The following is a 24,003-nucleotide window of genomic DNA, read 5'->3' as shown; positions in this document are numbered from 1 at the left end:
GTACACGCCGCAGGCCAACGGACGCGCACACATCTGCAACCATGCATCTATAGTGGGAGTGTGTGAACGGGGTGGCGGATAGGCCGCCACCGCCGCACACAAACAAGGGAGAGAAGAGGATGGACAAGATCCTCACACTCCTGATCCTGCTGTTGCAGATCATCAAGGCGTGCCTTGATCTTCTGAACCGCTGATCGGATGGGTGCATCGAGGCTGGCCGGCCCCGATGCACCTGTCCCTAAAGATAAGCCATTTTCCACGCTTGCCAAGAGGCTTCCGCAAGCTCCCCGCGAGTTGGCGGTCAGAGATACCGCCGCTCCAAATGTCGCTTGAACACCGACGCGTCCAGCGGCCGGCCGGTTGCCGCCATCAGCAGTTCGTCGCCGGAGGCGTGGAAGCATCCGGTTTCGTGAACGTTCACCCGCAGCCAGTTCACCAGTGGCGCGAACTCGCCACGCGACAGTGCCGGGACGATCTCCGGGTCGGCGCTGCGGGCGGCGTCGAACAGTTGGGCCGCGGTCATGGCGCCCAGCGTGTAGCTGGGGAAATAGCCCCAACCGCCTCCCGGCCAGTGGATGTCCTGCAGGCAGCCCAGCCGGTCATCCGGCGGCACCACGCCGACCAGTTCGGCCATGCCGTCGTTCCAGGCGCCCGGCAGGTCCGGCAGGGTCAGATCACCGGAAATCAGCGCCTTTTCCAGGCGATAGCGCAGGATGATGTGGGCGGGATAGGTGACCTCGTCGGCATTGACGCGGATGAAGCCGCGCTCCACCCGGCTGTAGAGCCGGCGCAGGTTGTCGGCCTCCCAGGCAGGCCCTTCCCCGCCGAAGGCCTCGCGAACCACCGGCGACAGCCACGTGATGAACTCCGCCGAGCGGCAGGCCTGCATCTCCATCAGCAGCGACTGGCTTTCATGCACTGCCATGCCGCGTGATTGCCCCACTGGCTGGGTCAACCATGCGCGTGGACGGCTCTGCTCGTACAGCGCATGGCCGGTCTCGTGCAGGATTCCCATCAGCGCATCGGTGAAGTTCGCCTCGTCATAGCGGGTGGTGATGCGCACATCGCCGGTGGCCCCGCCACAGAAGGGATGCAATGACACATCCAGCCGGCCGCGACTGAAATCGAAGCCCAGCCGTTCCATCATGCGGACGCCAAGCTCGCGCTGTTTTTCGACCGGGAACGGCCCTTGCGGCTCAATTACCGCCGGCGCCGCAGCTTGGCGGTCGAGCACGCGGCCGATCAGGTCGGGCAGGAAGCCGGACAGGTCGGCGAACAGCGCATCGATGCGCTCCGCCCGTGCCCCGGGATCGTGGCTGTCGAGCAGCGCGTCATAGGCGCTGACCCCCATCACGGACCCCAGCGCCTCCGCTCCTTCGCGCACGCGGGCCAGCACCTCGGTCAGGGAGGGCAGCAGCTTGGCGAAGTCGCTCTCCGCCCGCGCCGCGCGCCATGTCATCTCGCAGACGGAGACGGCCTTGCTGGTCGCCTCCACCAGGTCGGCGGGGATGGCGGTGGCGTGGACGTGATTCCGGCGCATCTCGCGCAGGTTGGCGCGCTGCCAGGCGTCGAGGCTGTCGTCGCTCTCCGCCTCGGCCAGCAGATCGGCCATGCGCGGGTCGGTCGCCAACTCGTGCGCGATCACCGACAGGGCCGCGGTCTGCTCCGCCCGGCCGTCGTTGGCCCCTTCCGGCATGATCGTCTGGGTGTCCCAGCCGAGGATGCCCAGCGCGTCGCCGATGGCGGCGATGCGGGCGTGGCGGCGTTCAAGCTCCTGATATGCGGTCATCGGGTCGTCCGTCGGTTCCGGTGTCGGCGCGCTTGCGCTGAGACAGCACGTAGATCCCGGCGAGCGTCACCGCAAGCCCATACCAGGTCAAGGCATACTGCAGGTGGTTGTTCGGCAGTTCCACCCGCGGCGCAATCCCCGCCAACGTTCCGGCCGGCGCGCCGGGCAGCCCGGCCCCCTGCCCCGGCAGCATCTCCACCACCACGGGAGCCACCTCGCCCAGAGAAAGCGCAGCCGCCATCGCCGACGGATCGGCGCGCATCCAGGCGGAACCCGGCGACGGGGTCCCATTGCCGGGTTGGAAGAAACCGGCAGGCTGCGGCACGCGGACGATGCCCTTGACGCTCACCTCCCCCTCGACCCGCGCAGCGGTGCGGGTCGAGGGATCGCGGCGGTCCATCGGCACGAAACCGCGGTTGACCAGCACGATGCCGGCCCCATCCGCCCGCTGTAACGGGGTCAGCACCTCGTAACCCACCTGTCCCTGATGCGGGCGGGCGATCAGCGGCATTTCCTTGTCGTTCAGGAAACGTCCGGCCAGCGTCACCGGGCGGAACTCCCACACTGCCGGATCGTCGATGCGGGCGGGGAGAGGCACCGCCGGTTCGGCCATCTGCCGGTCGATCCGGGCGATCAGTTCCTGTTTCCACTGCAGCCGCTCCAGCTGCCATGTGCCGAGCCCGATGGTCACCGCCAACCCGGCGAGAGTGACCAGCGTCGCACCCAGCGACGGGCGAAAGCGGCGCCGCTCGCCCGCTTCGGCGGCGGCGGCACTCACGAACCCTTCTCCACTTCGCTGCGGCGATAGCGGTACTGCAAGGCGACGACATAGGCCTTCGCGGGCCGCAGCATGCCCAGCGTCAGCGCCAGCACGACGATGCTCCAGACGATGGCATGCAGCCACAGCGGCCAGTCCACCGTCATCGACACCCACAGCGCCACCGGCACGACCAGGAAACCCAGGATGAAGATCAGGAAGACCGCGGGCCCATCGCCGCTGTCGACCTGCGAGAAATCCAGGTCGCAGACATTGCAGCGCTCCGCCACCGTTAGATAGCCGTCGAACAGACGCCCCTTGCCGCAGCGCGGGCACGCGCTGCGCAGGCCCGCCGACAATGGGGAAACTCTGGGGTACAGATCGATCACGCAATGACCTCCCGTTCGGACCGTTCCGGCAGACATATGGGCCGCCGGAACGGCTCGGCACCGGTGGCGTCAGTGTGCGGCGATCACACCGCCATGACCACCCCACCAATAGACCGACACGAACAGGAACAGCCAGACGACGTCGACGAAGTGCCAGTACCAGGCCGCCGCCTCGAAACCGAAATGGCTTTGCGGCGTGAAGTGCCCCTTCACCGTGCGCACCCAGCAGACCGCCAGGAAGATGGTGCCGACCAGCACATGGAAGCCGTGGAAGCCGGTCGCCATGTAGAAGGTCGACGGGAAGATGCCGTCGGTGAACTTGAAGGCCGCGTGAACGTACTCATAGCCTTGGAAGAAGGTGAACAGCGCGCCCAGCAGAACGGTCAGCCCCAGCGCCTTCGCGGCCGTCCGGTTCTGTCCCTCGAGTATTGCATGGTGCGCCCAGGTGACGGTCACGCCCGACAGCAGCAGCGTCAGCGTCATCATCAGCGGCATGTCGAACGGGTCGATGACATGCACGTTCGGCGGCGGCCAGATGGCGTCGGGATTGATCGGCGAAACCTTGGGCTCCAGCGCCGCATGGAAGAAGGCCCAGAAGAAGGCGGCGAAGAACATCACCTCCGACGCGATGAACAGCGCCATGCCATAGCGCAGGCCGATCTTCACCACCGGCGTGTGCGCATGCTCCACCACCGACTCGCGGATGACGGATCGCCACCAGCCGAACATCGTCACCAGGATGGCCAGGATGCCCAGCACCAGCAGGAACTTGCCGCCGCCGTGCATGAAGATGACCAGCCCGGTCGCCAGAAGCCCGCCGGAAAATGCGCCGATCAGCGGCCAGGGGCTGGGCTTCAGCAGATGGTAGGGATGCGGGATGCCGGCGCCCGGTTCATGGGCTGATGGTTCGGCGTGCGGCATTTGCCCGTGGGTGATGTCGGCCATCGTCTCACTACCCCATATTGTTCAGTTTGTGGCGGTCGCCCCCGGCTCCGCCTTTTGTTTGCTTGCCCCCGGAGCCTCGGACGTGGATGCGGCGGCCGTGTGCTGCGCGAGCTTGGCCTCGCTGTCCTTGGCGCGGAAGAAGGTGTAGGACAACGTGATGGTGCTCACGTCGTCCATGTTCGCATCGTCGGCCATCGACGGGTCGACGAAGAAGGTCACCGGCATGTCAACGACCTGACCGGGCTCCAGGATCTGCTCGTCGAAGCAGAAGCATTGGATTTTATTGAAATAGACGCCCACCTTTTCGGGGGTGACGTTGTAGACCGCGGTGCCGACGGTGGGCTTGTTCGCCCGGTTCTCGGCGCGATAAGCGGCAAACCCGGTTTCGCCCAGCTTCAGCACCAGCTCTTTCTGCTCCGGCTTGAAGGACCAGGGAAGGGCGGAATTGGTGTCGGCGTTGAAGCGGATGGTTACCTTGCGGTCGACGACGCGCGCCGCAGCCTGCTCCGCCCGCTGGGTCGTACCGCCGAAACCGGTGACGGAACAGAACAGGGAGTAGAGCGGGACAGACGCGTAGGTCAGCCCGATCATCCCGGCCACCATTCCGAACAGGGAGCCGAGGATGAGGCGGTTGCGGCGGCGCAGCTTGTCGTCGCGCCCGGCCATCAGTGCGCCCCACCCATCCGCACCACCGTGATGGCATAGAACAGGGCGACCAGCGCCAGCAGCGCGGCCAGAACCGCCAGATTGCGGCCCCGCAGTTTCTTGGCGCGAAGGTCGGCCTCCTGCCGCCTTTGCTCTTCGACCGAGGTGCGGGTATCGGTCAGGTCGTCGCGTTCCATCACCGTCATGCCCACCCTCCAAGGATCAGCTGCTCGCCCATCATCACGGCGAACAGCAGGAACAGGTACAGGATCGAGAAACCGAACATCTTCTTGGCCGGCTTGTCGTCGGCGGCCCGCAGGACGCGGACGGCGCAGCCGACGAACATCAGGCCGAGGATGGCCGACACCGCCAGATAGACCGGTCCGGCAATGCCGACGAAGTACGGCGCCGCGGCCACCGGCAGCAGGATCAGCGTGTAGAGCAGCATCTGGCGCTTGGTCGCCGCCTCCCCCGCCACCACCGGCATCATCGGCACGCCGGCGCGGGTGTAGTCGCCGTTGCGGAACAGGGCCAGCGCCCAGAAATGCGGCGGCGTCCACAGGAAGATCAGCAGGAACAGCAGGATGGACGGCAGGTCGACCGTGCCGGTCACCGCGGCCCAGCCGATCATCGGCGGGAAGGCGCCGGCAGCCCCGCCGATCACGATGTTCTGCGGGGTCCGGCGTTTCAGCCACATGGTGTAGACGAAGATGTAGAAGCCGATGGTGACCGCCAGCAGCACCGCCGCCGTCCAGTTCACGGCCAGCCCCATCACCACCACCGACAGAACCGACAGGGTGACGCCGAAGCCCAGCGCCTCCGCCGGTTCGACCCGGCCCGACGGGATCGGGCGCTTCACCGTGCGGGTCATCACCGCGTCGATGTCGCGGTCATACCACATGTTGATGGCACCCGACGCGCCGGCGCCGACGGCGATGCACAGAACGGCGACCATCGCCAGGAAGGGGTGGATATGGCCGGGCGCCAGCACAATGCCGGCCAGCCCGGTGAAGACCACAAGCGACATGACCCGCGGCTTGAGCAACTCGATGAAATCACCGGCCGACGCCCCTCCGGTGTGGTTGAGCGTCAGTTCGTTCGTCACGTCCGTCATATCATGTCCTTGTCGTCTTCTAACCCCGGTCCGTCACCCCGGCGCCCTCTGCCATTTCCTGGCCGCCCGCACCCATTTTCGGGCTGCTCGGCTTGATACCCTTCTTTATCAGGCGGGCGCCTCCTCGCGGCGACGCCCGCCGGTTAGCATGCTTACTTCACCTGCGGCAACGTTTCGAAAGCATGGAACGGCGGCGGCGAGCTGACCGACCATTCCAGCGTGCCGGCCTGCGGCCCCCAATAGGCGCCCGGCACCCGTTCGCCGCTGCGCAGGGTCTTCCAGGCGATCCACACGAACAGCAGCGTCGAGGCGAAGGACAGGTAGGCACCCAGCGACGAGACCATGTTCCAGCCCCAGAACGCGTCCGGGTAGTCCGGGATGCGGCGCGGCATGCCCGACAGGCCCAGGAAGTGCTGCGGGAAGAACACCAGGTTGACGCCGATGAAGGTCGTGTAGAAATGGACCTTGCCCCAGAACTCCGGATACTGGCGCCCCGACATCTTGCCGATCCAGTAGTACCAGCCGGCGAAGATCGAGAACACCGCGCCCAGCGACAGCACGTAGTGGAAGTGCGCCACGACGTAGTAGGTGTCGTGCATATAGTTGTCGAGACCGCCGTTCGCCAGCACCACGCCGGTGACGCCGCCGACCGTGAACAGGAAGATGAAGCCCAGCGCCCACAGCATCGGCACCCGGAATTCGATCGACCCGCCCCACATGGTGGCGATCCAGGAGAAGATCTTCACGCCCGTCGGCACCGCGATGATCATGGTGGCGGCGGTGAAGTAGGCCTTGGTGTCGACGTCCAGGCCGACCGTGTACATGTGGTGCGCCCACACGACGAAGCCGACCACGCCGATCGCGACCATGGCGTAGGCCATGCCGAGATAGCCGAACACCGGCTTCTTGGAGAAGGTCGACACGATGTGGCTGATGATGCCGAAGGCCGGCAGGATCATGATGTAGACTTCGGGGTGGCCGAAGAACCAGAACAGGTGCTGGAACAGGATCGGATCGCCGCCGCCTTCGGGGTTGAAGAAGGTGGTGCCGAAATTGCGGTCGGTCAGCAGCATGGTGATGGCGCCGCCCAGCACCGGCACCGCCAGCAGCAGCAGGAAGGCCGTCACCAGCATCGCCCACACGAACAGCGGCATCTTGTGCAGCGTCATGCCGGGAGCGCGCATGTTGAAGATGGTGGTGATGAAGTTCACCGCGCCGAGGATCGAGCTGGCGCCGGCCAGATGCAGGGCGAAGATCGCCATGTCGACCGACGGCCCGCTGTGGCCCAGCGTCGACGACAGCGGCGGGTAGATCGTCCAGCCGGTTCCGGCGCCTGTGCCGACGAAGGCGGAGCCCAGCAGCAGCAGGAATGCCGGCACGATCAGCCAGAAGCTGATGTTGTTCATGCGCGGGAAGGCCATGTCGGGCGCCCCGATCATCAGCGGCACGAACCAGTTGCCGAAGCCGCCGATCAGCGCGGGCATCACCACGAAGAACACCATGATCAGGCCGTGCGCCGTGATCAGCACGTTCCACATCTGGCCGTCGGAGACGAACTGCAGCCCCGGCGACTGCAGTTCCGCCCGCATGATGACGGAGAACAGGCCGCCGATCAGCCCGGCGATGACCGAGAAGATCAGATAGAGCGTGCCGATGTCCTTGTGGTTGGTCGAATAGAACCAGCGCTGCACGAAGCCCGGGACGTGATGATCGTCATGCCCGTGCCCATGGTCGCCAGCATGCTCCCCATGTCCTGGTGTGCCATGTCCCGGTGTGGCGTTTGCCATGTCTCTACCCTTTGTCGCTGTCCCTGGCCGCCGTTCGCTCCGGTTCCTTGGGGCTCCGGCGGCTGGGTGGGTTCTTCTTATCGCGTCGTCCCTCTGACGGGCTGTGCGAAGTCCGCTTATTCGACCAGCGTGCCGGTCGGGCGCTGCGCCACGTCGCGGTCGCCGTCCTTCGGCGCGAAGGCGGTCTTGGCCTTGGCGACCCAGGCGTCGAACGCTTCCCGGGACACGGCTTCCACCGCGATCGGCATGAAGCCGTGGTTGGTGCCGCAGATCTCGGAGCACTGGCCGTAATAGACGCCTTCGCGCTCTGCCTTGAACCAGGTCTCGTTGATGCGGCCGGGAACGCCGTCCTTCTTCAGGCCGAAGGCGGGAACCGCCCAGGAATGGATCACGTCGCCCGCCGTCACCAGCACGCGCACGGTGGTGTTCACCGGCACGACCACGCGGTTGTCGACCTCCAGCAGGCGCTTCTGGCCGGGCTTCAGATCCGTCTCGGGGATCATGTAGCTGGAGAAGGTGATGTTGCCGTGGTCGGGATATTCGTAATCCCAGTACCACTGGTGGCCGGTGACCTTGATGGTCATGTCGGCCTGCGGAATGCGCTCCGCCGCGTAGAGCAGCTTGAAGGACGGAACGGCGATCACGATCAGGATGATGACCGGAACCACGGTCCAGGCGACCTCGAGCAGCGTGTGGTGCGAGGTCCTCGACGGGACCGGGTTCCTCTTCGCGTTGAAACGGACGACGCAATAGGCCAGCAGGCCCGCGACGAGGATCACGATCAGCGTGATGATGACGGTCAGCAGGTCGTTGAACGAGGTCATCAGGTGCTTGACCGGCGAGGCGGAGGGCTGCATGCCCATCTCCCACGGCCGCGGCTCGTTCGCCAGGGCGGTCGTCACGCCCCAGCCCCCTACCATCGACAGCACAGCCGCCAGGCCGGCGGCGTACAGGCTTTGCCTTCTCATCCCCAACCCCTTCTTAGCCGCGACGCTCGTCATGGCACGCGGTCGTCTCTTCCCGCCGACGCTCCCTCCGCCCTGTTGGTCCGGACCAATATCTGTTCGCGCGGTCCATGGTTGGGCTTATCAGCGAACGCCAGTTTATGCAGGGATCACGCCATCTTAGCGCGACATATACCCGCAGCCGGAGCTTATCCCCGCGCCCCGCTGGGTTACAAGCCTTTCCTCTCTCCCACTGTATGCATAGACTTTTCCTCACATTCGCATGAGCCGTGCGGATAAAGGTTGAGCACGGGTTGGGGTCATGCCATGCGACATTCCGCCGCAGTCCGTTGGACAAGCGGATTTTTCCGGGGATGGGGGCTGGAAAGGATCAGAGGGTGGGTCGCGGACAGCGCGCAGGATTGTTGCGGCGGCAGAGTGCGACTTAATGATTAAGGATGGGGGAAGTCCGCGCTTCGGGCGATATGGGCGAAGGTGGTAGGCGGCGCAGCCCCCTCCCCAACCCTCCCCCGCGTTCCGCGGGAGAGGGGGTTGAACGCTTGTAGTTATGACTTGAACGCGAAGCGGCGGCAGTCCCCTCTCCCGCGAAGCGGGGGAGGGTTAGGGAGGGGGCAATGCTGTGAGCAAAAGCAGAATCTCAATGCCCGCCGACGAGCACCTTGCGAATCCGGCGCACGCCCGACCAGACGAAGGCGATGACGATGGGGATCATCACCCCAACCAGCATGTCCGGATCGACCTTGAGCCCGAAGCCCTTCAGCCCTTTCGCCGCATAGCCGACGATGCCGACGAGGTAATAGCTGATCGCCACAACCGACAGCCCCTCGACCGTCTCCTGCAGGCGCAGTTGCAATTGCGCACGGCGGTCCATCGACTGGAGAAGTTCGGCATTCTGACCCTCCACCGCGATCTCGACACGGGTACGCAGCAGGTTGCTGGCCCGCGCGACGCGCTGCGACAGCGAATCGAGACGCTGCTCCACCGCCTCGCAGGTGCGGATCGCCGGGTTCAGGCGGCGGTCCATGAACTCCTGGATGGTCTGCAACCCCTCGATCCGGATCTCGCGCAGTTCCTCGATTCGCCGCTCCACCAACTCATAGTAGGCGCGGGCGGCGCCGAATCGATAGGCGGTCTCGGCGGAGATCTGCTCGGTCTGGGCCGCCAGCAGGGTCAGGCGGTCCAGCAGGTCGCGTTCGTCCTGCAGACCGCGCAGGCTGGCGATGCGGGTGGTGACGTCGGACAGCCCGGCCTCGATCGGGCCGATGCGGGGCAGCACGCCGCGGGCCATCGGCAGGGCCAGCAAGGCGAGAACGCGGTAGGTCTCGATTTCCAGCAGCCGCTGGACGACGCGGCCGGTCTGTCGCGGCGTCATCGAATGGTCGGCGACCAGCATCCGGGAGAAACCGTCGCCGTGGATGCGGAAGTCGGTCCAGGCAGTCGCCGACCGGCCGGCGATCCGCGACCCGACATAGCTTTCCGACCCGAACATCGCCGCCATCATGTTGGGGGACGGCTCCGGCTGGTCGGGGGAGAGCACGGCGACATGGATGCCGACCAGCAGCTCGCCCGGCAGCCCGGCCAGCCAGTCGCGCGGCAGGGCGTGCAGCGCCGGCTCCAGGAATGGATCGGCCAGGGAGCCGGCCGGCATCGCGCTGGGGCGGAAGACAGTCCAGGCCGAGAATTCCGTATGCCGCTCCCACTTCAGGTGAAAGCTGCCGAAGGAGGCGCTGTGGTGGGTGGCGCCCTGCGGCGGCCGGACCACGCCGGCCCAGTCGCACAGCGCCTCCAGATGGCGGCGGTCGGACTCCGCCGCGCCCTCCCCCGACAGCATCGCCAGCATGGTGGCGCGCACCGGCGCGGTCAGCGATTCGGGTGGCCGGGCATGAACCTCGTTGGTCAGCGTCTGCCGCAGCGGATGGTCGCGCAGCGGACGCGGCCCGGTCATGCCGGTACCGATTCCGGAGGCGCCGGCGCGGTTCAGGGTATCCGTGGTCGTCCGCACCGCTCCGTCGCCCATGCTTTCCTCCGCCATCCCAGCACCGTACCGTGAGGATACACAATCCGGCATCGGCGAACTTGCCGGATCGCGCCAGCGTCGCCACACTATAGTCAGTCCGTTAGAACACATCGTACGGTGCGGCGCGAGACCGCCCGCTATGACACTGTGTCCTACCATGGAACAAGGCCGGCACAAGCCATCGGGCCGGGCAGACCGGGTTCCGCCCCATCACAGGTTCGGAGTTTTCATGAGCGCGCTTGCCGTCACCGACGATCTCTTCTTCAACCGCGCCGGCATGGACCGCGCCCGCGTGGAAGGCGTCGTGCAGGACGCCCTGCACAGTGCCGACGATGGGGAGCTTTATCTCGAATACGCCCAGAGCGAGTCGCTGGGCTGGGACGATGGGAAGCTGAAGTCCGCCAGCTTCGACACCACCCAGGGGTTCGGCCTGCGCGCCATCGCCGGCGAGGCGACCGGCTACGCTCATGCCAGCAACCTGTCGGAAGAGGCGATCCGCCGCGCCGCGGCCACCGTGCGCGCCGTGCAGGCCGGCCACACCGGCACGCTGGCGGAACCGCCGGCCGGCACCAACCGCGCGCTCTACATCCCCGACAACCCCCTTCACCTCGTTCCCTTCGAGGAAAAGGTGAAGCTGCTGGCCGACATCGATGCCTATGCCCGCGCCAAGGACGAGCGGGTGCGGCAGGTCAGCTGCTCGATCAGCGGCGAATGGCAGGCGGTGCAGATCATGCGCGCCGACGGCGTGCGCGTCGCCGACCTGCGTCCGCTGGTCCGCCTGAACGTCTCCGTCGTGGTGGCCGAGGGCGACCGGATGGAAACCGGCGGCTATGGCGGCGGCGGCCGAGTGACCTACGAACACTACATCCAGCCGGAGACCTGGCGCGGCTTCGTCGACGAGGCGCTGCGGCAGGCCCTGGTCAACCTCGCCTCCGTCCCGGCCCCGGCGGGTGAGATGACGGTGGTTCTGGGCAGCGGCTGGCCCGGCATCCTGCTGCACGAGGCCATCGGCCACGGGCTTGAGGGCGACTTCAACCGCAAGAAGACCTCCGCCTTCTCCGGCCTGATGGGCCAGCGCATCGCCGCCCCCGGCGTGACCATCGTCGATGACGGCACCATCGAGAACTCGCGCGGTTCCATCAGCGTCGACGACGAGGGCACGCCCGGCCAGTGCACCACGCTGATCGAGGACGGCATCCTGGTCGGCTTCATGCAGGACCGCATGAACGCCCGCCTGATGGGGATGCGCCCGACCGGCAACGGCCGGCGCCAGAGCTTCGCCTACAACCCGATGCCGCGCATGACCAACACGGTGATGCGCAACGGCAACCACACGCCGGAAGAGATCATCGCCTCCGTCAAGAAGGGCATCTATGCCAAGAACTTCGGCGGCGGCCAGGTCGACATCACCAACGGCAAGTTCGTCTTCTCCGCCAGCGAGGCCTACCTGATCGAGGACGGCAAGCTGGGTCCCGCGGTGAAGGGCGCCACCCTGATCGGCAACGGGCCGGACAGCCTGACCAAGGTGTCGATGATCGGCAACGACAGCCGTCTCGACCCCGGCGTCGGCACCTGCGGCAAGGATGGCCAGGGCGTGCCGGTCGGCGTCGGCCAGCCGACGCTGAAGCTGGAAGGCCTGACGGTCGGCGGCACCGCAGCCTGACGCCTAGGGGCATCCCCACTCCCGTGCCTTGAAGAGGGGCCGGACCGTACGTGCGGTCCGGCCCCTCTTCGCATTTCGGGCTTGGAGCACCCGATTGCATTGGTATCGTCCTTTCGGAGATTTTCAACCTTCCGGACTGGATGATTGCCCATGTATTCACTTCCGCGTATTTTCAAGGCAGCGACACTCGCATTGGGACTGGCATTGGTTTCGGCACTGCCGGGACACGCCCAGACCGCCCCCACCGCCGAACAGGTGGTCGCCGCCAAGTCCGCCGGCACCGGCGCCGACCAGCTGAACGCGCGCGTGGTGGTGGCGAGCTATTTCTATTCCTCGACCGACCTCACCTCCGCCCGCTACGCCGATGATTCCAAAGGCATCGATTTCTCCAAGCCGCTGGAGGTGATCGACGTGGCCGCCGGCACCACCTGGTACCAGTATGTCCGCACCGGCTACGACAGCATCCGATTCGGCAACTTCTTCTCTCCGGTGGTGACGGCGACGCCCGACTGCCTCGGCATCTCCGGCACCGGCCGGGCCGAATACAAGGCGGTTCTGCCCGCCGGCCAGGGGCTGAAATCGGTCGCCGCCCCCATCGTCGACAGCTGGACCACCCCCGGCACCAGCGTGCAGACCAAGGGCGGCTGCGCCCAGGTCGTGGTGCCGAACACCGTCAAGGCCGGCGTCACCAGCGGCGGGCTGGTGCAGTAAGGTCGTGACCAACCGCCGCCGTCGCTGTTCTCCCGATGGCGGCGATGGTCCAGACTGGCCGCCGCCTTTCGCCACGGAGTCCCGCCATGTCCGACATCGCCACCACCGACGATCTGCGCCGCCATATCGCGCAGGCCCAGGCCGGGGTTGCCGCGCTGGAACGGCGGGAGCCGGAGAACAGCTGGCTGACCAGCATCCGGCGCCAGCTCGACTATGTCGACTCTGCGGCGCGGGACGGAGCCAAGCGGCTGGACCGCGCCGAAGACCTGAATTTCGGCCTGCTCGCCTCCCATTACGTCGATGACATCGACCCGGAGTTGGCGGCGAAGCTTCACGCCATCAGCGCCGCCACCCGCCTGCTGTTTGGCGGCTAAGCGATATTTTGTGCTGGCGTTCCCGGCACCCCGCTTCGATGATCGCCCATCCGGACGGCACGGCCGAACCCGTGCCCCTCGAAGAAATCCGATCACGGGAGACGTGCGATGGCGACGGAATCGACTGCTGGCTTGGCCCTGGTTTCCACCTTCTGCCCCGACCGGGTCGGTCTGGTCTCCGGCATCACCAGCCACCTGTTCGAACAGGGCATCAACCTGCGCGACGCCACCTTCGCCTCGCTGGGCAGCGGCGCCGAGTTCTCCGCCGTCTGCGAGTTGCCCGACAACCTGACGGTGGCGGAGGTTCAGGCCAGCCTGTCGTCCCTGCCCGTCCTGGCCGGCGCCGAGGTGAAGGTCAGCCCGTTCGCCTTCGACCCGCAGCCCGGCCCGCAAGCGCTGATCACCCACCGCGTCGAGGTGTCGGGCGGCGACCAGCCCGGACTCGTGGCGCGCCTGTCTGAGATCTTCACCCAGTTCGACGCCAACATCGTCCGTCTGGACGCGCAAACCCTGCCCGACCGCGCCGGCGAGCGCTACGTCCTGCGCTTCTCGGTATCGATCCCGGCGGAGCGGGCGGAGATTTGCCTGTCGGCGGTGGCGAATACGGCGGAGACGTTGGGGCTGACCTGCCGGACGGAGGCGCTTTGAGGGGGTGCTGTACGCCCCCTCCCCATCCCTCCCCCGCTTCGCGGGAGAGGGGGTAGGACGCTTGTCGGAGTGAACTGAATCGCAAAGCGGCGGAGTTCCCTCTCCCGCGTTAGCGGGGGAGGGTTAGGGAGGGGGCAATATCTTGCCCCCCCCTCACCCATGCAGAACCTTCAGCCCCACGATCCCGCCGATGATCGCCGCGATGCACAGCAGCCGCAGCGCCCCGGCGGGCTCGCCGAACAGCATCATGCCCAGCACCGCGGTGCCCACGGTGCCGATTCCCGTCCACACCGCATAGGCGGTCCCCAGCGGCAGGCTTTTCAGCGCGACGCCCAGCAGCAGGATGCTCGCCAGCATCGCCGCGGCGGTCAGCACGCTCGGCACCAGGCGGGTGAAGCCCTCGGTGTATTTCAGGCCGACGGCCCAGGCGATTTCGAAAAGACCGGCGAAGAACAGCGTGACCCACGCCATGACGGCGACTCCGTCCTGGAATGGCGGGGTCGTCCCCACCCGGTTACCCTCTTTCCATCGGTGGGGTCGTCCCCACGGGTCTGAGCGCAGATAGGACATCAGTTGGCCAGGGTCAAGGCAGGCAGCCATGGTTGCATCGCCGCGCCGGCCCGTGCAGGATGGGGTTCCTGAATGGTTCCCCTCTTCGCCGCTGGTGGCGCTGGGGGCTTTCGACGTTGGACAGAAATGACCGAAAACGGCACCCCCACGGCTTCCAAGACGCAGGCTCCCGAGAAGGCCGAATCGCTTGAGAACCGGCGCAAGCGCCTGCGCTTCCGCTCCTGGCACCGCGGCACGCGCGAGATGGACCTGCTGATGGGCAGCTTCGCCGACGCCCATGTCGGCGACTTCGACCACGACATGCTCGACCGGTTCGAGGCACTGCTTGAGCTTGGCGATCCCGACCTCTACGACTGGATGTCGGGGCGAGAACCGGTGCCGGCCGAGCATGACAATGACGTGATGCGCCTGTTGACGGCATTCCGTTACACACCACGTCAAGGCTCCTGACGGAGCCGGTCAAGGCTCCCGACCGTGCCGGTCAAGGCTCCTGACGGAGCCGGTCAAGACTCCTGACGGAGCCGGCCCAGGCTCCCCGACAAGCACTCCCCTTCTCCGAGGCATCCTCCTTTGGTCAGTTACGATCTCCAGCCCGGCCGCGCCGGCCGTCTCCTGATCGGCGGCGCGCCCGAGGGTCATGACGCCCGCATCCTGGCGGAGCTTGCGCAGAAGGCCGGGGCCTATGGCCTGCTGCATGTGGCGCTGGACGACACGCGCTGCGCCCTGCTGGCGGAGGCGCTGGCCTTCTTCGCGCCGAAGCTGGAGGTGCTGACCTTCCCGGCCTGGGACTGCCTGCCCTATGACCGGGTGTCGCCGAACGGCGGCATCGTCGCCCGGCGCATCGACACGCTGACCCGGCTGATCGCCCGGCGCGAGGCGGCGTCGAACCGGGACGGGCTGGCGCCGCTGATCGTGCTGACCACCGTGAACGCCGTCGTGCAGAAGGTGCCGCCGCGCAGCGCCTTCAAGGACGCGGTGTTCACCGCCAAGCTGCGCGACCGGATCGACCTGGAGAAGCTTCAGCGCTACCTCGCCGGCAACGGCTACACCCGCGCCCAGACGGTGCGGGAGCCGGGCGAGTTCGCGGTGCGCGGCGGCATCGTCGACCTGTTCCCGCCCGGCACCGAGGAGCCGCTGCGCCTCGACCTGTTCGGCGACGAGCTGGAGGGGGTGCGCGCCTTCGATCCCATGACCCAGCGCACCACCGATAAGCGCGACCGTGTCGAACTGAAGCCGATGTCGGAGGTCTTCCTCGACGAGGCCGGGATCGCCCGCTTCCGCTCCGGCTACCGCGAGCTGTTCGGTGCGGTGACCGACGACGATCCGCTGTACGAGGCGATCTCCGCCGGGCGCAGCTATGGCGGGATGGAACATTGGCTGCCGCTGTTCCACGAGAGCATGGACACGGTGCTGGATTACCTGCCGCGCGGCATCGTCAGCCTGGACCATCAGGCCAACGAGGCGCGCGACGCCCGCATCGCCCAGGTCGTCGATTTCCATGCCTCCCGCGATTCGATGATGACCATCGAGAAGCGGGCGGGATCGCCGGTCTACAAGCCGGTGCCGGTCGCCTCGATGTTCCTCGACGCCACCGTCTGGGACGCGCTGATGGCCGAGCGCGCGGTGGCGCAGCTCCAGATCTTCTCGACGCCCCCCGGGATCAAGGGCACGGTGGATGCCGGCGGCAAGCGTGGCCACGACTTCGCGGAAGAGCGCAACCGCCCCGACATCAACGTCTTCGACGCGGTGAAGGACCATATCCGGGCGCTCCGTGCCGACGGCCGCAGGGTGCTGATCGCCGGCTATTCCGCCGGGTCGCGCGACCGCCTGTCCAACGTGCTGGCCGACCACGGCATCCCCGGCCTGGAGCCGGCGGAGAACATGGAGGATGTCCGCCGTTTCGACCGCGGCATCATCGGCACCATCGTGCTGGGGATGGAGCATGGCTTCACCTCCCCCGACCTCGCCGTCATCACCGAACAGGACATCCTCGGCGACCGTCTGGTCCGCCCGGCCAAGAAGAAGCGCAAGGCCGCCAACTTCATCGCCGAGCATTCCGCCCTGCACGAGGGCGACATCGTCGTCCACATGGACCACGGCATCGGCCGTTATGACGGGCTGGAGACGCTGGAGGTCACCGGCGCCCCGCACGACTGCCTGCGCATCGTCTATGAGGGCGGCGACAAGCTGTATGTCCCGGTCGAGAACATCGAGGTTCTGTCGCGCTACGGCTCGGAGGACGCCAATGTCCAGCTCGACAAGCTGGGCGGCGCCGGCTGGCAGGGCCGCAAGGCGCGGGTCAAGAAGCGCCTGAAGGACATGGCGGAAGCCCTGCTGAAGATCGCGGCGGAGCGCATGCTGAAAAAGGCCGATCCGGTGCTGACGCCGGAGGGGGTCTATCAGGAATTCGCCGCCCGCTTCCCCTACCCCGAGACCGACGACCAGTTGAAGGCGATCGAGGACATCTTCACCGATCTCGGCAGCGGCCGGCCGATGGACCGTCTGGTCTGCGGCGACGTCGGCTTCGGCAAGACCGAAGTGGCCCTGCGCGCCGCCTTCATGGTGGCGATGAGCGGCAAGCAGGTCGCCGTCGTCGTGCCGACCACCCTGCTGGCGCGCCAGCATTTCAAGACATTCTCCACCCGCTTCGCCGGCCTGCCGGTGCGCGTGGTCCAGCTGTCGCGCATGGTCACCGCCCGCGAACAGACGCTGGTGAAGAAGGAATTGGCGGAGGGCACGGCCGACATCGTCGTCGGCACCCATGCCCTGCTCGCCAAGGGGCTCGACTTCAAGCGGCTCGGCATGGTGATCGTCGACGAGGAGCAGCATTTCGGCGTGAAGCAGAAGGAGCGGCTGAAGGAACTGCGCGCCGACATCCATGTGCTGACGCTGACCGCCACGCCGATCCCGCGCACCCTGCAGATGGCGCTGTCCGGCGTGCGCGAACTGTCGCTGATCGCCACCCCGCCGGTCGACCGTCTGGCGGTGCGCACCTTCGTCCTGCCCTACGACCCGGTGGTTATCCGCGAGGCGATCCTGCGCGAGCATTACCGCGGCGGCCAGAGCTTCTACGTCTGCCCGCGCATCGAGGATCTGGCGAAGGTGGCCGAGCGGGTGCGCGATCTGGTGCCGGAGGTCAAGATCGTCACCGCCCACGGCCAGATGCCGGCCAGCGAGCTGGAAGACGTGATGACCGCCTTCGACGAGGGCAAGTTCGAGGTCCTGCTCGCCACCAACATCATCGAGAGCGGCCTGGACATCCCCAATGCCAACACGCTGATCGTCCACCGCGCCGACCTGTTCGGGCTGGCGCAGCTTTACCAGATTCGCGGCCGCGTCGGCCGGTCGAAGAAGCGCGGCTATGCCTATCTGACCTACGCTCCGAACAAGCCGCTGAACGCCACCGCCCAGCAGCGCCTGCACGTCATCGAGACGCTGGACAGCCTGGGCGCCGGCTTCCAGCTCGCCAGCCACGACATGGACATTCGCGGCGCCGGCAATCTGCTGGGCGAGGAGCAGTCGGGGCAGGTGCGCGAGGTCGGCGTCGAGCTTTACCAGCAAATGCTGGAGGAGGCGGTCGCCAATGCCCGGGCATCCATGCAGGAGGGCGCCGTCGCGGCGGCGGCGGCACAGGAATGGGTGCCGCAGATCAACCTGGGCACGCCGGTGCTGATCCCGGAAAGCTACGTCCCCGACCTGACCGTGCGTCTGTCGCTCTACCGCCGCATCGCCGATCTGGTCGACCGGGCCGAGGTGGACGGCTTCGCCGCCGAACTGATCGACCGCTTCGGCAAGCTGCCGGAGGAGGTGGAGAACCTGCTGGACGTCGTCACCATCAAGCGCTGGTGCAAACAGGCCAACATCGACCGGGTCGATGCCGGGCCGAAGGGTCTGGTGCTGGCCTTCCATGACAATTTCTATGCCGAACCGGCAAAGCTGCTGACCTACATCGCCCAGCACCTGACGCTGATGAAGCTGCGGCCCGACCACAAGCTGGTCTATATCCGCGAATGGTCCGATCCGCAGGCCCGCGTGCGCAGCGTGCAGAAGCTGGTCAAGGATCTGGCGGAAATGGCGTCGGGCGGTGGCGTGCCACGCGGCGAAACACCGCCGCCGCCGCCTCCCCCGCCGCCGCCCAAGCCGACCGGCGCCAAGATCGCCTCGCGATTCGGCACGCCGTCGCGATTCGGCCGACCGACCGGGCGACGCTGAGATGGATGAGCTGATCAGGAATGCCTCGCTCGCCCGCCGGCTGGCAATCGGCGACCGGCGGACGGTGGGCGACGCCCCCTCCGTCGCCGACGAGGTATCGGCCGACCGCGGCAAGCTGGCGGAACTGGTCGGCTGCCTGTTCGACCGCAACGCCAGCGTCCGTATGCGCGCAGCCGATGCGCTGGAACGGGTCTCGCGCGGCAATGCCGGCTGGCTCGATCCCTATGTCGAGCATCTGCTGACCGACGCCGTCGCCATCGAGCAGGCGGAGGTGCGCTGGCATCTCGCCCAGATCGTGCCGCGCCTGACCATGACGGAGGAGCAGCGCCACCGCGCCGCCGTCCTGCTGGCGGACTGGTTCGAGAACAGCCCCAGCCGCATCGTCCAGACCAGCGCATTGCAGGCGGTGGTCGATCTGGCCGAATCGGACGCCAACCTGCGCGCCACCTCGGCGGAGATGCTGGGCCGCGCCATGCGCTCCGGCGTCCCGTCGCTGGCCGCCCGCGCCCGGCGCATCCTGAAACCTTTCGAGGTGGACGAAGCCACGCTGACCGCAGCATTGGTGCGGGAGCAGACCGGCCTGACCCTGTCGATTCTGCCCGACCGTCTTGCGGTGGCGCAGCTTCCGCCCGGCAGCGGCCTGCCCGACTGGCTCGACTGGACGGACCCGCTGGTCGGCGCCACCCGGACGGGAGAGGAGCTGTCGATTCTCTGCCGCGAGGACCGGGTGCCGGAGGGCGTGAAGGCCGAACGCGGCTGGCGCGCCTTCCGGGTGGAGGGCGTGGTCGATTTCACCCTGTTCGGCATTTTGGCCCGCATCGCCGTTCCGCTGGCGCAGGCCCATCTGCCGATCTTCGCGATCTCCACCTACAACACCGACTATGTGCTGGTCCGCGCCGACGATCTGGAAAAGGCGGCGGACGTGCTGGCGCTGACCTGCACGGTGAAGCGGTAGAGGCCGATTGCCCCCACCCTCCCACGCCTTCGGCAGGAGAGGATGGATTCGCGATGCGGCGGAGTTCCCTCTCCCTCGAAGAGGGGGAGGGTTAGGGAGGGGGCAAAACTTTTCCTTTAAGTCCCGCCGCCCTCGCGCTGGCTTTGTTCGATGATCTCCTCCCGCTCACCCATCTCCTCCCACTTCTTCTGGACGGGCTTGTCGGGATCGCCGGACGCTTTGCCGGTCTTGTCGACCAGTTTGTCCTCGATTCGCTGGGCGGCGTCCGACGGCGCATCGGAGGTCACGGATTTGGAGCGGTCCTGATCGGTCATGGCGGCGGTCTCCCGAAAAGATGGTTGACCACTCAAACACTCACCGCCCGATAAAGTTCACGGCGTCGTTCGGAACGCCTCGGCCAGCCGTTCCGCCAGGGCATCGGCCTCCGCCGCCTCATACGGTTCGGCATGGCCGGAACCCCACACCGGCCCCGGCCAGGCCGGGTCGCCGCGCGTCCGCCCGATCACATGGACGTGCAGCTGCGGCACCATGTTGCCCAGCGCCCCGACATTCATCTTGTCGGGCGAGAACAGCCGCTCTACCACGCGGGAAGCCTGCGCGATCTCCCGCATCAGCGTCGCCTGATCGTCCTCGTCCAGCCGGTGGATTTCCACGGCCCCCTCGCGCATCGGCACCAGGATCAGCCAGGGCCACAGCCGGTTGTTCATCAGCAGCACCCGGCAAAGCCCCAGATCGGTCACATGACGGGTGTCGGCCCGTAGCCGTTCGTTAAGGGAAAACATGCTTCACTCCATTCATGGCCTGCGCCGGGCGCCGCCGGGGAATAAACCGGAGGCTGCCCTGTTATAGCCGGCAGTGGCGGGGCAACCGCGAAGCTTGTATAGATTGCCGTGCGCGCCGGCCATACGGCACGGGCGGCATTCGTTTGACGATTGTAGAGTTCGGTCCGAGGATATGGTCGGGGCGGCAACGGTCCCCTTGCGCCATCTCCGCGGGCCGTATCCATGTTTTCTGGTGCGGCGAGCGAGAACGACCCACATGCGCAAATCGGCCTTTGCGGTTCTGATCCTGGTGATCCTCGGCAACATCGCCTTCTGGGCGCTGTGGAACCGTCCGGTGGACGAGCGGTCCTGGGCCGGCGCCATCACCGGCGTCGCCTATACCCCCTTCCATTCGGACAAGAGCCCGTCGAAGGGCGACAAGGCGTCCGCCGAAGACATCGAGCAGGACATGGACGCGCTGGAGGGCGCGGTAAAGGCCGTCCGTACCTACTCGACCACCGACGGTTCCGAAATGGTGGCGGCCATCGCCGCCAAGCATGGGCTGCCGGTCACCGCCGGCGCCTGGACGACCGGCAAGCCGGAAATCGACGAGCCCGAACTGGCCGGCCTGATCAAGCTGGCCCGCGCCAACAGCAACGTGCGCCGCGTGCTGGTCGGCAACGAGGCGATCCTGCGCGCCGACCTGACCGTTCCGCAGGCCATCGACTACATCAAGCGGGTGAAGAAGAAGGTCAACGTCCCGGTCTCCATCGCCGAGCCGTGGCACGTCTGGCTGAAGAACCCGGAACTGGCCGAGGCCGTGGACTTCCTCGCCGTCCACCTGCTGCCCTATTGGGAAGGCGTGCCGGTCGACCAGTCGGTCGACTACGCCATGTTCCGCTACAACGAGCTGAAGCAGAAGTTCCCGAACAAGCACATCCTGATCGGCGAGATCGGCTGGCCGGCCGATGGCCCGTGGCGCCGTGGCGCCGAGGCCAGCCAGGTCAATCAGGCGAAGTTCATCCGCAACTTCCTGAACGTCGCCGCCCAGAACAAGCTCGACTACTTCATCATGGAGGCCTTCGACCAACCCTGGAAGCGGGAGATCGAGGGCACCGCCGGCACCAGTTGGGGCCTGTGGGACTATCAGCGCAACCCGAAGTTCCCGATGATCGGCGGGGTGCATGAGGTCCGCAACTGGGAGATCAAGTGCGCGACCGCCATCGCGCTGGGCTTCCTGCCGCTGGTGTTCTTCCTGTGGCGCCGCAGCGACCTGAAGATCGGCGGCCAGATCTTCTACGGCGCGCTTATCCAGGCGGTGGCTTCCGTCCTGGTCTTCACCGTCAGCGCGGCATCGGCGGCCGGACTGGCGCTCACCACCGAAATCGCCTGGGGCCTGCTGATCTTCTGCCAGCTGGTGCTGTTCGCGGTCATGCTGATCGACGGCATGGAGCTGACCGAGGTCGTCTGGCAGCACAAGTTCAAGCGCAAGTTCATCCCCTGCTCCGCCGCCCCGCTGCCCAACGCGGCGAAGGTGTCGATCCATGTGCCCTGCTACAACGAGCCGCCGCACATGGTCATGCAGACGCTGGACGCGCTGGCCAACCTCGATTACCCGAATTACGAAGTCCTGCTGCTGGACAACAACACCAAGGACCCGGCGGTTTGGCGTCCGATCGAGGAATACTGCAAGAAGCTGGGACCGAAGTTCCGCTTCTTCCACCTCGACAACTGGCCGGGCTTCAAGGCTGGTGCGCTGAATTTCGGTCTGGCGCAGACCGCCCCCGACGCCGAACACATCGCCGTCATCGACAGCGACTATCAGGTCCATCCCGACTGGCTGAAGGCGACCATCCCGCACTTCAACCGGCCGGAGGTCGGCTTCGTGCAGTCGCCGCAGGACTATCGCGAGTGGGAACATGATCTGTTCCAGCGCATGACCAACTGGGAATATGCCGGCTTCTTCCACATCGGCATGATCCAGCGGAACGAGCGCAACGCGATCATCCAGCACGGCACCATGACCATCATCCGCAAGTCGGCCCTGGAAAAGGTCGGCCGCTGGGGCGAGTGGTGCATCACCGAGGACGCCGACCTCGGCCTGCGCCTGTTCGAGCATGGCTATGAGGCCGTTTATATGCCGGAAAGCTATGGCAAGGGCCTGGTTCCCGACAGCTTCTCCGCCTACAAGACGCAGCGGTTCCGCTGGGCCTATGGCGCCGTGCAGATCCTGAAGCATCACTGGCGCCAGCTGTCGCCGGGCGCGAAGGAGCTGACGGCCGGCCAGAAGTACCATTTCATCACCGGCTGGCTGCCCTGGTTCGCCGACGCCGCCCACATGATCTTCGGCATCGCCGGCATCATCTGGTCCATCGGCCTGATGGCCTTCCCGAAATATTTCGAGTTCCCGCCGAACGTCTTCATGATCCCGACGCTCAGTGTCTTCGCCTTCAAGGTCGGCGCTTCGCTCTGGCTCTACGAGGCGCGGGTGAAGTGCGGCTTCTGGGACAAGGTCGGGGCGGCTGTGGCCGGCATGGCGCTGACCCACACGGTCGGCCGCGCCATGTGGCTGGGCATCTTCACCTCCGGCCGGCCCTTCGTCCGCACGCCGAAGTGCGAGAACCAGCCGGCGCTGATGCAGGCCTTCCTGATGGCGCGCGAGGAGCTGGTGCTGCTGGTGTCGCTGTGGGGCGCGGCGCTGGCCATTGTCATGGTCTTCGGCCACGAGAACCGCGACGCCTTCATGTGGTCGGGCCTGCTGGTGGTGCAGTCGCTGCCCTATCTGGCCGCCTTCATCACTGCGTTGATCAACGTTTTCCCCACCATCGGCTTCGGCAAGAGCAAGCCGGAAGCCGCCGACAGTGCCGTCGGGGCCGGGGCCGGCGACTGACGGATCGGACGATTGGCCGATGGAGGCCCGGCGCTTTCGCATTGACGAAAGCGCCGGCTCTGCCAGACTTGACCGCTGAGGGAGTGGTTTCCCCGGGAGGCGGCTCATGTCCGGCAATCTCACATCCGGGCGCGGCATCGGCCCGCCGGAGTTCAGCGTCCGCACCACCACGGGCGTCGAGCGGAGCGGCAGCGCCACCGACCGCAACAGCCGCCGCAACAGCCGCCAGGAACGGCACGACCGTGAGCAGGAACGGCGCGACCATAATCCGCCCAATCCGCAGCGCCGCCGCCTCTATGACCTCTTGTTCGATGAGGTCGACCAGTTCGATGGGTTGGATGAGCGTCAGCGGACCCGGCTGAAGGACAATCTCCGCAGCCACCTGTCCAACCGCGCGCCGCACCCACCGGCCGCTCCGCCCCAGGTCCACCATGACGAAGAGGCGCTGGCCGAAGCCCTGCTGAAAGATCCGGCAGCGGCGGTCCCCGTCGATCCCGAGCACATCGTCCAGGCTGCCATCGCCGCCGCACCGGAACTGGATCCGGAAACCGCCCGGCTGGCCGAACAATTGCGTGATTGCCTCGCCCGCAACACCGACCGCGCCCGCAAGGTGGCGGTCTACCTGCACCTGCTGCTCACGCTGGAAGGGGCGTTCCGACCGCATATGGTGGTGGATGTGTGAGGGGTTGCTATGGGGAGGTGTCGGCTGGCGGCTGCCCCCTCCCCATCCCTCCCATAGGCGCTAACATACCGGCTTCCTTATGAAGGGAGCCGGTATGTTTTCGGTCTGGCGTTTTCGTCGTCGGGGCGG

The 24,003-nt window shown here is 66.7% G+C and carries 22 protein-coding genes; 9 read left to right on the top strand and 13 right to left on the bottom strand.

Going from position 1 to position 24,003, the window contains the following annotated elements:
* Positions 1-301 precede the first annotated feature (301 nt).
* From FZ029_RS09230 to FZ029_RS09185, 10 genes are all read right to left on the bottom strand, one after another.
* Positions 302-1,789 (bottom strand): carboxypeptidase M32, encoded by a 1,488-nt coding sequence (locus FZ029_RS09230; RefSeq protein WP_149268998.1) that lies wholly within the window; start codon positions 1,787-1,789, stop codon positions 302-304.
* Complete coding sequence (locus tag FZ029_RS09225) at positions 1,767-2,567, bottom strand: SURF1 family protein (protein ID WP_149268997.1); 801 nt, start codon at positions 2,565-2,567, stop codon at positions 1,767-1,769. Before FZ029_RS09225 ends, FZ029_RS09230 begins: the two co-directional genes overlap by 23 nt.
* On the bottom strand, positions 2,564-2,971 hold the full coding sequence (locus tag FZ029_RS09220) for a DUF983 domain-containing protein (protein ID WP_149268996.1): 408 nt from the start codon (positions 2,969-2,971) through the stop codon (positions 2,564-2,566). Before FZ029_RS09220 ends, FZ029_RS09225 begins: the two co-directional genes overlap by 4 nt.
* Before the next feature lie 33 nt (positions 2,972-3,004).
* Positions 3,005-3,880 carry a cytochrome c oxidase subunit 3 gene (locus FZ029_RS09215; protein WP_211104130.1) on the bottom strand — a complete coding sequence of 292 codons (876 nt, stop codon included), beginning with the start codon at positions 3,878-3,880 and terminating at the stop codon, positions 3,005-3,007.
* Between the two features lie 21 nt (positions 3,881-3,901).
* On the bottom strand, positions 3,902-4,546 hold the full coding sequence (locus FZ029_RS09210; protein WP_149268995.1) for a cytochrome c oxidase assembly protein: 645 nt from the start codon (positions 4,544-4,546) through the stop codon (positions 3,902-3,904).
* Entirely contained in the window at positions 4,546-4,731 is a 186-nt protein-coding gene (locus FZ029_RS09205; RefSeq protein ID WP_149198545.1) for a hypothetical protein, read from the bottom strand. The genes FZ029_RS09210 and FZ029_RS09205 overlap by 1 nt, the downstream gene beginning before the upstream one ends.
* A complete protein-coding gene (cyoE, locus tag FZ029_RS09200; RefSeq protein ID WP_149268994.1) occupies positions 4,728-5,639 on the bottom strand; it encodes a heme o synthase in 912 nt (303 codons plus the stop codon). The genes FZ029_RS09205 and cyoE overlap by 4 nt, the downstream gene beginning before the upstream one ends.
* A 152-nt stretch (positions 5,640-5,791) precedes the next feature.
* Positions 5,792-7,426 carry a cytochrome c oxidase subunit I gene (gene ctaD, locus FZ029_RS09195; RefSeq protein ID WP_174757279.1) on the bottom strand — a complete coding sequence of 545 codons (1,635 nt, stop codon included), beginning with the start codon at positions 7,424-7,426 and terminating at the stop codon, positions 5,792-5,794.
* A gap of 116 nt (positions 7,427-7,542) precedes the next feature.
* Entirely contained in the window at positions 7,543-8,394 is an 852-nt protein-coding gene (gene coxB, locus FZ029_RS09190; protein ID WP_149198543.1) for a cytochrome c oxidase subunit II, read from the bottom strand.
* Positions 8,395-9,028: 634 nt separating this feature from the next.
* Complete coding sequence (locus tag FZ029_RS09185; protein ID WP_247892223.1) at positions 9,029-10,408, bottom strand: DUF3422 domain-containing protein; 1,380 nt, start codon at positions 10,406-10,408, stop codon at positions 9,029-9,031.
* Positions 10,409-10,637: 229 nt separating this feature from the next.
* On the opposite strand from FZ029_RS09185, the gene tldD reads away from it, so the two are divergent.
* The 4 genes from tldD (at position 10,638) to FZ029_RS09165 (ending at position 13,804) form a co-directional block, all read left to right on the top strand.
* Positions 10,638-12,071, top strand: a complete 1,434-nt coding sequence (tldD, locus tag FZ029_RS09180; protein ID WP_149268993.1) for a metalloprotease TldD — start codon at positions 10,638-10,640, stop codon at positions 12,069-12,071.
* Positions 12,072-12,221: 150 nt separating this feature from the next.
* On the top strand, positions 12,222-12,782 hold the full coding sequence (locus FZ029_RS09175) for a polymorphic toxin type 46 domain-containing protein (RefSeq protein ID WP_149268992.1): 561 nt from the start codon (positions 12,222-12,224) through the stop codon (positions 12,780-12,782).
* An 86-nt stretch (positions 12,783-12,868) separates the two neighbouring features.
* A complete protein-coding gene (locus FZ029_RS09170; protein WP_149268991.1) occupies positions 12,869-13,156 on the top strand; it encodes an immunity protein Tsi6 family protein in 288 nt (95 codons plus the stop codon).
* Between the two features lie 108 nt (positions 13,157-13,264).
* Positions 13,265-13,804, top strand: a complete 540-nt coding sequence (locus FZ029_RS09165; RefSeq protein ID WP_149268990.1) for an ACT domain-containing protein — start codon at positions 13,265-13,267, stop codon at positions 13,802-13,804.
* 153 nt (positions 13,805-13,957) lie between these two features.
* Here the strand turns inward: FZ029_RS09165 and sugE are convergent, their stop codons facing one another.
* Entirely contained in the window at positions 13,958-14,275 is a 318-nt protein-coding gene (sugE, locus tag FZ029_RS09155; protein WP_149198536.1) for a quaternary ammonium compound efflux SMR transporter SugE, read from the bottom strand.
* 225 nt (positions 14,276-14,500) lie between these two features.
* On the opposite strand from sugE, the gene FZ029_RS09150 reads away from it, so the two are divergent.
* The 3 genes from FZ029_RS09150 (at position 14,501) to FZ029_RS09140 (ending at position 19,541) form a co-directional block, all read left to right on the top strand.
* Positions 14,501-14,824 carry a succinate dehydrogenase assembly factor 2 gene (locus tag FZ029_RS09150; protein ID WP_149268988.1) on the top strand — a complete coding sequence of 108 codons (324 nt, stop codon included), beginning with the start codon at positions 14,501-14,503 and terminating at the stop codon, positions 14,822-14,824.
* Between the two features lie 120 nt (positions 14,825-14,944).
* The gene (mfd, locus tag FZ029_RS09145; protein ID WP_149268987.1) at positions 14,945-18,586 is read left to right on the top strand and encodes a transcription-repair coupling factor; all 3,642 of its coding nucleotides are present in this window, start codon (positions 14,945-14,947) and stop codon (positions 18,584-18,586) included.
* A 1-nt stretch (position 18,587) separates the two neighbouring features.
* Positions 18,588-19,541 carry an ACT domain-containing protein gene (locus tag FZ029_RS09140; protein WP_149268986.1) on the top strand — a complete coding sequence of 318 codons (954 nt, stop codon included), beginning with the start codon at positions 18,588-18,590 and terminating at the stop codon, positions 19,539-19,541.
* A gap of 116 nt (positions 19,542-19,657) precedes the next feature.
* Here the strand turns inward: FZ029_RS09140 and FZ029_RS09135 are convergent, their stop codons facing one another.
* Positions 19,658-19,855, bottom strand: coding sequence for a hypothetical protein (locus tag FZ029_RS09135; RefSeq protein WP_149268985.1), 198 nt, complete (start codon positions 19,853-19,855; stop codon positions 19,658-19,660).
* Between the two features lie 57 nt (positions 19,856-19,912).
* Entirely contained in the window at positions 19,913-20,323 is a 411-nt protein-coding gene (locus FZ029_RS09130) for an HIT family protein (protein WP_149268984.1), read from the bottom strand.
* Between the two features lie 256 nt (positions 20,324-20,579).
* On the opposite strand from FZ029_RS09130, the gene FZ029_RS09125 reads away from it, so the two are divergent.
* On the top strand, positions 20,580-23,192 hold the full coding sequence (locus FZ029_RS09125) for a glycosyltransferase family 2 protein (RefSeq protein ID WP_149268983.1): 2,613 nt from the start codon (positions 20,580-20,582) through the stop codon (positions 23,190-23,192).
* Between the two features lie 106 nt (positions 23,193-23,298).
* On the top strand, positions 23,299-23,874 hold the full coding sequence (locus FZ029_RS09120) for a hypothetical protein (protein ID WP_149268982.1): 576 nt from the start codon (positions 23,299-23,301) through the stop codon (positions 23,872-23,874).
* Positions 23,875-24,003: the final 129 nt, after the last annotated feature.

The organism is Azospirillum sp. Sh1, assembly GCF_008365135.1.
Taxonomy (GTDB): domain Bacteria; phylum Pseudomonadota; class Alphaproteobacteria; order Azospirillales; family Azospirillaceae; genus Azospirillum; species Azospirillum oryzae.
This window is presented reverse-complemented; position numbering and strand designations above follow the sequence as displayed.

What these genes read in the sequence shown, in the direction of transcription:
- FZ029_RS09230 (WP_149268998.1), bottom strand. Translation starts at nt 1,789, where the DNA reads ATGACCGCATATCAGGAGCTTGAACGCCGCCACGCCCGCATCGCCGCC.
- FZ029_RS09220 (WP_149268996.1), bottom strand. Translation starts at nt 2,971, where the DNA reads ATGTCTGCCGGAACGGTCCGAACGGGAGGTCATTGCGTGATCGATCTG.
- FZ029_RS09215 (WP_211104130.1), bottom strand. Translation starts at nt 3,880, where the DNA reads ATGGCCGACATCACCCACGGGCAAATGCCGCACGCCGAACCATCAGCC.
- FZ029_RS09210 (WP_149268995.1), bottom strand. Translation starts at nt 4,546, where the DNA reads ATGGCCGGGCGCGACGACAAGCTGCGCCGCCGCAACCGCCTCATCCTC.
- FZ029_RS09205 (WP_149198545.1), bottom strand. Translation starts at nt 4,731, where the DNA reads ATGACGGTGATGGAACGCGACGACCTGACCGATACCCGCACCTCGGTC.
- cyoE (WP_149268994.1), bottom strand. Translation starts at nt 5,639, where the DNA reads ATGACGGACGTGACGAACGAACTGACGCTCAACCACACCGGAGGGGCG.
- ctaD (WP_174757279.1), bottom strand. Translation starts at nt 7,426, where the DNA reads ATGGCAAACGCCACACCGGGACATGGCACACCAGGACATGGGGAGCAT.
- coxB (WP_149198543.1), bottom strand. Translation starts at nt 8,394, where the DNA reads ATGAGAAGGCAAAGCCTGTACGCCGCCGGCCTGGCGGCTGTGCTGTCG.
- FZ029_RS09185 (WP_247892223.1), bottom strand. Translation starts at nt 10,408, where the DNA reads ATGGGCGACGGAGCGGTGCGGACGACCACGGATACCCTGAACCGCGCC.
- tldD (WP_149268993.1), top strand. Translation starts at nt 10,638, where the DNA reads ATGAGCGCGCTTGCCGTCACCGACGATCTCTTCTTCAACCGCGCCGGC.
- FZ029_RS09175 (WP_149268992.1), top strand. Translation starts at nt 12,222, where the DNA reads ATGTATTCACTTCCGCGTATTTTCAAGGCAGCGACACTCGCATTGGGA.
- FZ029_RS09170 (WP_149268991.1), top strand. Translation starts at nt 12,869, where the DNA reads ATGTCCGACATCGCCACCACCGACGATCTGCGCCGCCATATCGCGCAG.
- FZ029_RS09165 (WP_149268990.1), top strand. Translation starts at nt 13,265, where the DNA reads ATGGCGACGGAATCGACTGCTGGCTTGGCCCTGGTTTCCACCTTCTGC.
- sugE (WP_149198536.1), bottom strand. Translation starts at nt 14,275, where the DNA reads ATGGCGTGGGTCACGCTGTTCTTCGCCGGTCTTTTCGAAATCGCCTGG.
- FZ029_RS09150 (WP_149268988.1), top strand. Translation starts at nt 14,501, where the DNA reads ATGACCGAAAACGGCACCCCCACGGCTTCCAAGACGCAGGCTCCCGAG.
- FZ029_RS09140 (WP_149268986.1), top strand. Translation starts at nt 18,588, where the DNA reads ATGGATGAGCTGATCAGGAATGCCTCGCTCGCCCGCCGGCTGGCAATC.
- FZ029_RS09135 (WP_149268985.1), bottom strand. Translation starts at nt 19,855, where the DNA reads ATGACCGATCAGGACCGCTCCAAATCCGTGACCTCCGATGCGCCGTCG.
- FZ029_RS09130 (WP_149268984.1), bottom strand. Translation starts at nt 20,323, where the DNA reads ATGTTTTCCCTTAACGAACGGCTACGGGCCGACACCCGTCATGTGACC.
- FZ029_RS09125 (WP_149268983.1), top strand. Translation starts at nt 20,580, where the DNA reads ATGCGCAAATCGGCCTTTGCGGTTCTGATCCTGGTGATCCTCGGCAAC.
- FZ029_RS09120 (WP_149268982.1), top strand. Translation starts at nt 23,299, where the DNA reads ATGTCCGGCAATCTCACATCCGGGCGCGGCATCGGCCCGCCGGAGTTC.